Below are 10,091 nucleotides of genomic sequence, written 5' to 3' on the forward strand. Positions count from 1 at the left end.
AAGTTCAGGCTGGCGCGCGCGAGCTGCGGGTCTATGTCACCTCGACCCGGTAGACGATTCTAGCTCACTCGTCTTGGCGACTATGAATTCTTGTCTAGTTTTCGAGCCAGCGCACCGAGGCGTTGAACCAGTTCTTGAAAGCCTGCATTTGGATCGTTTTGCGAGACCACATGGGCATTTGCTGGTTTGCCCCAGAGTCCCCTGAAATCCGCCACTGTGGTTCCAAACAGTAATTGTGATTCTGTCTCTACATCGATAGTTGCCGGACGGGCCTCGTACTCAAGAGTTCCAGCGGCGACTCCAGCGGCGAAGTAGTCATGGACATGGGCAATGTAGCCCTGATCGTAGTGCCGATGGAATTCAAAGTAAAACCGCAAGGCGTCAGTTAGGTAGCGCACCAGTGGGTTGGATGCTTTGCTGAGCGTGCCTTCGGTATCGCTGGCTAGAACCAGTTCGGGTTCTTCGCAGCCTGCTTCTTCAGCCAGTTTGGTCAGGAACTCTGGCTGCATCTCAAAGCGTTCAGTAGTGTCCAGCGAACAGACGATGGGCAGTTTCTCAGATTCGAGACCTTCTTCAGCTGCGCGCGAATAGGCGGCAAATACTTCTTTGGCGGCGTGCGGATCCACGTGGGTGTTCCACTCTGCGGTGGGAGTGGTATTGCCTTGGTAGTAGAAAGCACCGCCCATGATCACCACTTTGCGCAACAACCATGGCAGCTTCGGTTCGCTACGCAGGGCCAGCGCGAAGTTGGTCAACGGCGCGCTGAGAAGGACCGTGAGTTCCCCTGGGTTCGTACGGGCTGCCTCGATCCAGCAATCCACGGCTTCGTTGTCAGCGATGGCACTGGTGTCAGGAGCAGGCAAAGTCGCATAGCCGACTCCCTGAGGCCCGTGGGTCTCAGGCGTTGTCGCTAACGGAATTTCCAGCGGTTCGCGGGCACCTTTGAGAACTGGAACTTCAGGCTTCCCGCAGAGCTTGAGCAGAGCCAAATTGTTTGCGGCGACTTGTTCGACGTCGACGTTTCCGGGGGTACTGGTGACTGCTTCAATCTGCACGTGGTCGAGAGAACAGAGGTAGGCCAACGCCAAAGCGTCGTCGATTCCGGTGTCGCAGTCGGCTAGCAGACGTACCTGATTCATTCTTACCTTCCGGGAGACTTTGCAAATCATTCTGCGGTTCCAGAGAATTAAAGTCACCTCCAGCTTATAGGTCCGTTATCGCACTTTGGAGGGTGCTTACGTTGCCCATTCCCCCTAAAGCTAATCAGTCTAAATAATGCCCACTTTATATCCACAATTCAGATGCATCTACCGCCATGTATTGTGAATATCAAGATCTAGTCTGGAAGGTGAAAGATTTGAGCACATGGTTAGTTTTAACTGTACCGGGGAAACTCCAACACGGAGGAATTGATAACTATCGCGATATTCATGGCGAACAATACACATGGGATGACACATCACCCAACGCAAGGCACATCAAAGTTGGAGATGTCATCTTGCTTTGGGACAAAAAATCACTTCTTGGCGCTTCTGTCATCGAGACTATTGATGTCAAAAAGAACGACACTAAAGTGCGCTTCGTTTGCCCCAAATGCGACGGGAGAATTAAGGCAAGGACTAGAGTAACTCCCGAATGGCGATGCCAGAATACAGAGTGCGGGCACGAGTTCAGCTCCAACGATCGCAAACAGATTACAACATACGTTGATACGCGAACCGCATTCTACGCGCCAGCTTGGACAGATCTATCAGGGACATTAACGGGAAATCAGTTAAGATCGATTGCACCAGGTCAGAATGCAATTAGGAAGATCTCTAGCCAAGAGTTGCTAGATCTTTTCAGCCACACAGACCTGCCCTTTCCAAGCGAACTCTTCGCTCAAACAGCGAAGCGAGTTATTGCCGCTGGCCACACATTAAGCACCGTCCGCGCGCGAATTGGTCAGGCAGCGTTCAGGTCTGATCTTGTGAAGAAATATGGATCTATTTGTGCCATCACCGGTCCCACACCGTTGCCAGCACTAGAAGCCGCACATTTATATAGCTACGCCAATCACGGACAACACCACGAAGATGGCGGACTTCTACTTAGAAGAGACATTCATGGACTTTTCGATCGCGGCTTGATTCGAATCAACCCGGATACATTCAATATTGTCGTCGATTCATCTCTGGCAGAATTTCCTGCCTACGTGGCATTAGAAGGACAGCAGCCCCATATTCAGCTTTCGCGCAATCAAAGACAGTGGTTGCACCTCCATTGGGAGACTCACAAAAACACTACATATCGCCCCGGAGTGACATCCTGAAGGAACTTTCAGGCCAGGTCGCTAGCGACGTTGCGGCTCTGGCTACCCCAAGACTTTGCCAATCATTTTTCCGATTGCTAGACCTAGCCAAGGAGAAACTGCGTTACCCACCTGAGAATATTGAGGAACCTCAAATCTCCGACGGTGAGCCCCGGTCGTCTCGGGTCCAAGATACTCAAACGAATCAGGGAAACCTTGGAATCTTGCGAGCTCCCTCACTGTAAACACACGAGGTTCACGTGGATGGACGTAGTCGTCAGGCAATGTGACGACAGTTCGTGCTGGCTCGTCCCAAGAAAGTACTTTTTGCGAATGCTTGCGCGTTGAAGATTGTTGAATACAGTCACGAATTTCTTTCATCGACAACCCAGCGAGAAGTCCTTTAGATTGCGCTTTTTTAATACCTTCTTCATTTAATTTCAATTCGGAATCAATAAAAATAGCTGCAACATCATCAGTCATATCAGCAATTTGTCGCAACAGTCGTTCCGCGATACCAGATTCCTTTAAAAATTGATATATGCGGAATCGTTGAATCGTCGATTCGCGATGTTTACGGGGAACATGATTTATCGATCGATTACTCAGGCGAGACTCTGAACCCCTGACAACCGTAATATCAAAGGTGGAATTCAGATCTTCAACATACGAATTTTCGCCCTGCTCCGGTACAGTCTGCAGCAGAAGATCTCCTACTGCATCCCTGACAAGACGCCTGTCTTCATACGCAGTGGTTGGCATGGGCGCCAATTCTGGCGTATCTTCAGACAACAAATTCGTGTAATTCGACTTCCACAGCGAGCCAGATGACGTGATCTTCTTTTCACGCGCGAGACTCTTCTCCAGTCCAACGATCAGCAATCGTGGCCGGTGCTGAGGAGCGCCATAGTGCACCGCGTCGGCTTGAACTGCCTGAACTTCGTATCCGGAGCCAATTTGAGACAAAGCAACTTGCAGCTGTTCAAACGAAGAATCGACATCTTTTGAAAAACTCTGTCCCATTCCTAGAACATTTTCAATTACAACCATCTTGGGTTGAGTCTCTGCAACAAATTCTAGGTACTGGTACGGAAGCTGGTTTCTAACGTCATCCGGACGACGGAGACCAGCTAACGAGAATCCCTGGCAGGGCGGTCCACCGACAACGAAGTCTAGCTTTTCTTCACGCAGTTGAGACATCACCTGAACGTTACTCAACAGGCTCTGAACTTCGTCAACAATTACATGCTGAGCCGCTTGTTCTGGCAAGGACATCCGCAGGTAATTCTGCCAAAAGATATCGCTCGAAGCATCCGCGACCAAGTTGTGTCGGAAAGTTCTAGCAGCTTGGTCCGATTTTTCGACAGCCAACACTAATTCCGCGCCGCTGGTTTCAACTCCGAGGCTTAAACCACCACAGCCGGAGAACAGATCTACGTATTTCATCAGTATCTATTCTCCGGCATCAAGGGACATTTTAGTGAATTGGCGGACTGCCCAAGCTATGGTCTTTGACAACTTCGAAATAAGGAAGTCCTCTTACGAACCGTCCGTCGACGCCCAACGATTTATACAGTGCTTGGTGGACTCCCAGCTTGGGAATCTTCTGAAGCATGACTTCCGTCCTTTCAGATAGCCCCAGCATGAACAAATCCTTCTGGGAAATCGATGGAACCTTGTGAACAAACCAGGTCAGAAGAGGTTGCGCATAGTCTTCCTGCCCCTGTTTGAAGTGCGTCAGGTATTGGGAAGCAAGAATTACTCCAACACCAAACTCTCGTCCTTGCAGAAGTAAGCTCATCAGCACAGGGAATTTGTACTTCATGATGTTCACAGCTTCATCCACCAACAAGTATGAGTTCAACGTCCTAAGCTGAGGTTCAGAACCAAGGTACGGCCACTTTTTCGAGTTCAGCATGTAGTCGTAATACAGATTTAGGAATAACACCACGAGAGCGTTTTTCCCGTCATCGTCCGTACCAAAATCGTTCAATGCTACGACAACCACGTTGTCTTCCATAAGCTCTTCAAATGAAAGAAGCTGACTCTTGTCGTCTGAGAAGATCTCTGAAACCACAAATTTACGAAGCAACGCAGTTACAGAATCTGGCTTGTCGTTGTCTTCCAGATATCTGGCCAAAACTTCTGAAATAGTTGGAGCTTCAGGCTTCATCTCACGATATAAATCAGTAATGACACTTTGCAGCCTGTCCTTCTGGATCGGACCGATACCGCCATAGATCTTATCGAGGACATCGATAAACTCGTTAGACTTCTGCGCCGCTTTCATCGGAGTATAGCCTCCGCGAAGAGCAAAGAAATTCAGAGGAATGTTATTGATGTGCAGTAGCTTGCCCCCAACAGAATCTAAGAATTCTGGATCCTGGAAGTCTCGTTTGTAGTCAAAGATAAGCGTGGTGAGTGGAGTGCCCTGCTGCTCTTTGCCCTTTTGCCGCAGTTGAAAGACTAGGCTCTTAAGAAGCTGCGTTTTACCTGTCCCAAGATCGCCAACTACTCCAATATTTAGTTGATTGAGGCTAGTGTTACTCGGCCAGAAATCGACTGATGTCGGGGTGCTTCCCAAAGTATCACCGACTTTAAACCGAATACCCTCACTTTTCTCGACTAATGGTTCTTCACTTGCAGCATTCGTCTTTCCTCCATCGCCAACATTTTCTGGCGCCACTTCCGGCTTTGAAGAAACACTCTTGACTGTTGGCTTTTCAGCTCCAGTATTTGGGCTAGTACGGTTATCAGATGGAGTTTTTGGCTCGGTCGCCGTCTTTCCCTCCACCGGCTGCAGAAGCTCCCCGGCTACTTCGCCGCTTTCTGATTGAGTCGAAGAATTAGGTTTCGCCGTACTCTGTCCAGCTCCTGGAATGCCCCCTAGTGTCGCGCCTTTTTCAGTGCTTGCGCCATACTGAATTGCCGAATCGAGGGACCATTTAACGAGCTCACTCCAACGAGATACAAGCTCATTGCTTGAAGACTGGACGGCTTCGAACCCACTGCTTGCCTCAGCGGCCAGAAGGCCATATTCGCCGTACTTTTCCGCAAGTGCCCCCTCAGAAATACGTTGCACTACAGTTCTGTGCCCATCGATGGTAGCCCCCTTATGCCGGAAATACGTGACTACAGGTTTACCCACACAAACAGTGAATTTCCCGTCCACGATCGATTGCAACGCGGAACGTGTAGCTTCAAGTTCCTCATTGTCGACAGGGTTAAGTCTGATGGCCGCTTCGATCAGAGCCGCCATTCCATTGCTCCATAGCGCTGAATTGGACGCGTCGTTCTGCGCCGTTTGCCAGGCTTCGCTAACGCCTTGCAGCAATCCATGCGTTACATTCGCTTGGGCTACGGCTTCCGACAACAAAGTATCCGAAGTTCCGCTGGGCAGAATTGATTCCGTATCAGAAGCTACTCCATAGAACTTGATCTCTATGGGTGACAACGTTACTTTTCCTTGTTTAAGTCTTATGAGCAAGAGATCTGCCCTGCGCGCGGAATCTGACTCATGCGCTGCCCCTGCTAGTGATCTTAGGAAGCCGTCGCATGCATCGATCGGCAAAACGAAAGTACCGTCGAATGTATTCTTAGCTTTCTCCATTAGCTCAAATGCCAGATAGAAACCTAGCGCTCCAGCGGCGTGCGTAGCTCCCATGGCTAACATTGACGACAGGCCGACACCGCGAGTGCCAAGTCGACCCAAAATATCGACCTCAAGTTTTTCCGGAACTCGTTCGTCGCTAATGACTCGATCCAATAGTTCACGAATTTGTCTCCGGAAGGTATTCGGAACTTTGGCTATAGATACGAACGGCCGGCGTTCCACAGCTGGTGCTCCCTTTGAACTCTCCAAAAACGGTGGTCGCCACTCCCACAACATTTGTTCGCCTGACGAGCTTTTTCGTAGGATCTCAGCCAAAGCGCTAGGATTCATCAATGATTCACCTGCGACAGTCCAATTCGCTTGATCGTTTGCTAACTGAGATGCAAATAGTCGTGTATCAATGACAGTATTTCGGCTCGCACCTTCAAGCTCCACCAATGCGTCCACGAATGGCTGCCATCCCCGGTCAGTAGTCAGAGTTGGCGAAGACGTTGAATATTTGCCCGTCGACACCTCGCCGCTCATTGCCTCATATCGACGAAGAGGAACATCACCTAAGGCGCCTAACTGCGAAACTGAGACATCGTCACGCAGTCGTACTTTAACTCCACCATCTTGGAGAATACGGATATCTGATCTAATGGAACTGCTGTTTTCGGCACTGTAGCGGTTCCATGCCAATGGCACATCCCGTGCCGCATCCACATTGCGTGCAATCGCTTCCAATGGCGGCTCACCTGTCCTCTGAGATGAATCCCAGACGCGTATACCTCCGCGCAACGGCATATTTTTGTCCGCAGCCCAGTTATAGCCTTCCCGCAATACAGATACGTCTACTTCCGCTAAACGCGCTTGACTAGATTGAGCTGCCAGATCAACAGAAAGAGTAGATAAATGTGGGTTTATCTGCTTATAACTGCGCATAGCCGCTGCCACGGCAGTTGCGTTTAATCCGCTGATGGCAGTGCCCGGCAGACGAACACCAGCTGCTAGCGTAGGGGATTGCAGTGTTTTCGGGTCGGATGTCGAAGCAATAACCAACATCGACCATCCGAGGAAGACCTGTTCATTTCCAGTCTCCATAGGTACCGCCATAAAACGCCCATAAGGCTCCTCGCGCGGTCCGAAGAAAGGAATGTTCCAGCCTTCAACCGTTCCTGCAAGGTCCTCAGCAATGCTGGATTCCCAAAGCGTAGCCTCGACGCTAGCTAGCCACGCCAGCCTAATTGGGTGCAACGGACTAAGTAACACAGATTTTGTAAGTGCGTCATCTCTCGTTGACCAAATACTAATTGAAAACGGGTAGGCGGCCCAGAATTTTCCAGCCGGGTCGCCGTTCCTATTTGACGCGCGAATAAGGTCGGCGTACGCCGCAAGATAATCATTGATCTCACGCCTCTCACCGTTCCACAGATGTCGCCAACTGACAGTTGAAGGACGAAGATGTGTATTTCCTTCATCATCGACTTTAAATTGTCGGCCTACCTTCAGCGCTTTAAAGGCTTCACGAAATTGATTTGCTTCGACAGAATTGTACAGTTCCTCAGGGACTTCAAGATCAGTCAGTTGTCGCCAGTCACCAGCAAGCGATTCGTGCATAAGGAAGCCATTGCCGACAGGAACGATTTCCTCGCGGGACGTATCCCGATCTTCTGGCATCACAATATGCCCCAATGCGCCAATAACGTCTTCATCGACGTAGTTTTCTACGATCCACTTCTCATACAGTCCACGTAGCGATTGTTCCTCTCCTTGTGGTAGCGGATCGCGGGAAGGCATTCTCTTAGCGATGGCTGCCGCTACGGGAGATAACGGGGCTTTCGTGCTGTCCTCAGCTCGACACTCAAATTCTTGGTCGCCCACTTTGATACTGGCAAGTGCCAACGGCGGCGAATCAAAGTACCAGATGTCTTCCAGTCCATTCAGTGACTGAAATTCATCACCTTCAAACGTTGGGACGGACCCAGGACACCCCCAGGCAAGATACCTGTGTTTGGCTGCAGTCCCTTCCACTGTGAAAGACAACACGGTTCCCGTTATCTCGACAGAATCTACGGATTCTTGGAGAACCTCCGGTCCGTAATAGCTTGGCTTGCCGGTTTTGCGTGTTTTTTTCCCGGTTAGTGGAATCGAAATGAGCCCAGGAGTGGAAGCATGAACTACGTGGAGCGTACACCCAGCTTGCTGATCGATCTTTCCAACCAACACGTCGTTGGCAGGGACTTCGATTCTAAGGTTAACTTTTGAAGGTTGAATATTTACTGGCGGAACTGCACGTGCAGATATTTGACCCACAAAGTACAGTTCGCCATCCTCCTCATCAGCCACCAGTACCCCCTCCCAAGAATATTTCTTCGGGGAACAGAGAAGTTTGACACCACTATTTACAAGGTCCTCAACCGCTCCTGTGCCTGCAGTCGGTAAACGTATATAAATCTCTTCGGAGACATACATGCCGTCCCACTCGTGGTACTCCGCACGAATAATAATCGGACCATCTGAACTGGTGTCAAACCCGAAATTGAGAGATTCCTTGTCTGGTGTAAGTATCTGCAACTTGCTGAGATCAGAAGATCCACGACTAGGATCAGTAAACTGGCTTTCTGTAAGTTCGCTGAACTTGCTCGTTGCTCCTGGCTCTTTACTAACAAGCACACCGAAAGTTAAAGCTAGATTTTCCTGAATAATCAGTTCATCATCGAATTTTTCCCACCCGATATCCGCAATTGGATGCTCCTTGTCATCTTCGTGTCCCGTGTATCCGAGCATTTTCGCTGAATTTTCGATCAATGATCTGTCAGACCAGAAGTTCTTGTAGGCTTCAGCCACTTCTGCCGCACTATAACGCTTAGTGCTTTCCTGCCGAGGCATCCCGAAAGCCGCAAAAATGTACTTTTTAAAGTAGTTCTCTACGTCTATGACGGTTGGCTTGTCGATAGCAATATTCGCTGAAAAGACTCTTAGTCCTGAGTCAGCGGCTTTATACCACTGAACGTTCCACGGTCTGGTTCCCTGGCGTAAGGCTTGAAGAATTTCCCCCAACCGCTGAAGCGAACGGAGCACTAGAGCGGAGCATGATTCCAACAGCTCCAACGAGTTTAACGATAAATCGGCCGACTGAAATAGTATCTTAGTCGCAGCGTAGGCCACCTCATTTAGAGTGATACTCCCGCTAGATGCTTCCGGGAAGCTAGCTCCCAAGGCTTCGCTGAAGACGCCAGTGACCGATCCTAAATCGGGATGCCTACCTGATACAACGGCAAGATGATGCCCTTGGCGGTAACGAACTGCATCACGCGATGACTTTGCCGTTTCATCTGCATCCGGCATAACCAAGAAGGCGTAGTCATCGCTTCCGTACTGATTATTGGCTAGAGAAACGATATCTTCGGCAAGTCGCCTATTAACTCCGGACGGGAGGTACGCGGCGTTCAGCCCAGAACGATCCTTAAAACACTCTACGAAAACCTGTGATAGCAAAATTTTCCTCCTAGAAAGCACTCTGAATGCGAACGCCTTGGTCTGCGTCAGCACTGCCTCGTGCTAAACCTGCGCGCTCTAATAGGTCCACAACATCAGTAAGTTCTGGATACAGGCCTAACAGTTGGAGATTTTTCATCAGATCTCCAACGTTGGCCTCGGCTCCGGGCTGCTTGCATGTCAGGCTGGCCACAACCGTTATCCATTCAGTGCCAGGATCGACAGTCAAAAATCGTCCCGATGAACGAAGCAAACCGTAGTAATCAGCAGTCTCCCCAACTCGGTCGCGGGTTTTTAGGGTGTACCGAATTGCTTCCTGTATATTGCTGGTGTTCTTTTTGGTGTCGCTCAAGGCGTGGTTGAGTTGCACGCGATATTCTTCGTCAGAATGCATCATGTCCATCGCGTCGTCGAACGAAATACCTTCAAATTTACCGCTCTTGTCCCAACTGGAAAGCAGCTCTCGAACGACGGCCCCTTGATGAACGACCCATGATAAATGCGCCGCTATATCTCGAACCGAGGTTGAGGACCGCATTGATCGCCAGGGCAGGATCTCTCCAACTGACTTAATACTTTCTTCCCATGGGTTCAGCTCTCCTGTCACTACAGACTTGGCAAGTTTCACGTACCAGGTTGCTTCCCAAAGAAATCCCATAGCGAAAGCCAATCGAAGGACAGTTGCAGCCCAATCAGCCCACACCCGAG

5 protein-coding genes are annotated in these 10,091 nt (G+C 49.8%); 1 reads left to right on the forward strand and 4 read right to left on the reverse strand.

The genetic code is table 11. From position 1 onward, the window contains the following. Positions 1-80 precede the first annotated feature (80 nt). Entirely contained in the window at positions 81-1,139 is a 1,059-nt protein-coding gene (locus JOE62_RS16115; RefSeq protein ID WP_204723158.1) for a nucleoside hydrolase, read from the reverse strand. A 218-nt stretch (positions 1,140-1,357) separates the two neighbouring features. Here JOE62_RS16115 and JOE62_RS16120 point away from each other — a divergent pair, with 218 nt between their 5' ends. Further along, on the forward strand, positions 1,358-2,311 hold the full coding sequence (locus tag JOE62_RS16120) for an HNH endonuclease (RefSeq protein WP_204723159.1): 954 nt from the start codon (positions 1,358-1,360) through the stop codon (positions 2,309-2,311). A gap of 42 nt (positions 2,312-2,353) precedes the next feature. Here the strand turns inward: JOE62_RS16120 and JOE62_RS16125 are convergent, their stop codons facing one another. The 3 genes from JOE62_RS16125 to JOE62_RS16135 form a co-directional block, all read right to left on the reverse strand. Next, entirely contained in the window at positions 2,354-3,736 is a 1,383-nt protein-coding gene (locus JOE62_RS16125) for a DNA cytosine methyltransferase (protein ID WP_204723160.1), read from the reverse strand. A gap of 31 nt (positions 3,737-3,767) precedes the next feature. Further along, a complete protein-coding gene (locus tag JOE62_RS16130) occupies positions 3,768-9,437 on the reverse strand; it encodes a putative type IV secretion/conjugal transfer ATPase (protein WP_204723161.1) in 5,670 nt (1,889 codons plus the stop codon). Next, the coding region (locus tag JOE62_RS16135; RefSeq protein WP_204723162.1) for a hypothetical protein at positions 9,394-10,091 on the reverse strand (698 nt) is incomplete at its 5' end. The genes JOE62_RS16130 and JOE62_RS16135, both read right to left, overlap by 44 nt.

This window comes from Glutamicibacter nicotianae (assembly GCF_016907615.1).
Lineage (GTDB): Bacteria > Actinomycetota > Actinomycetes > Actinomycetales > Micrococcaceae > Glutamicibacter > Glutamicibacter nicotianae.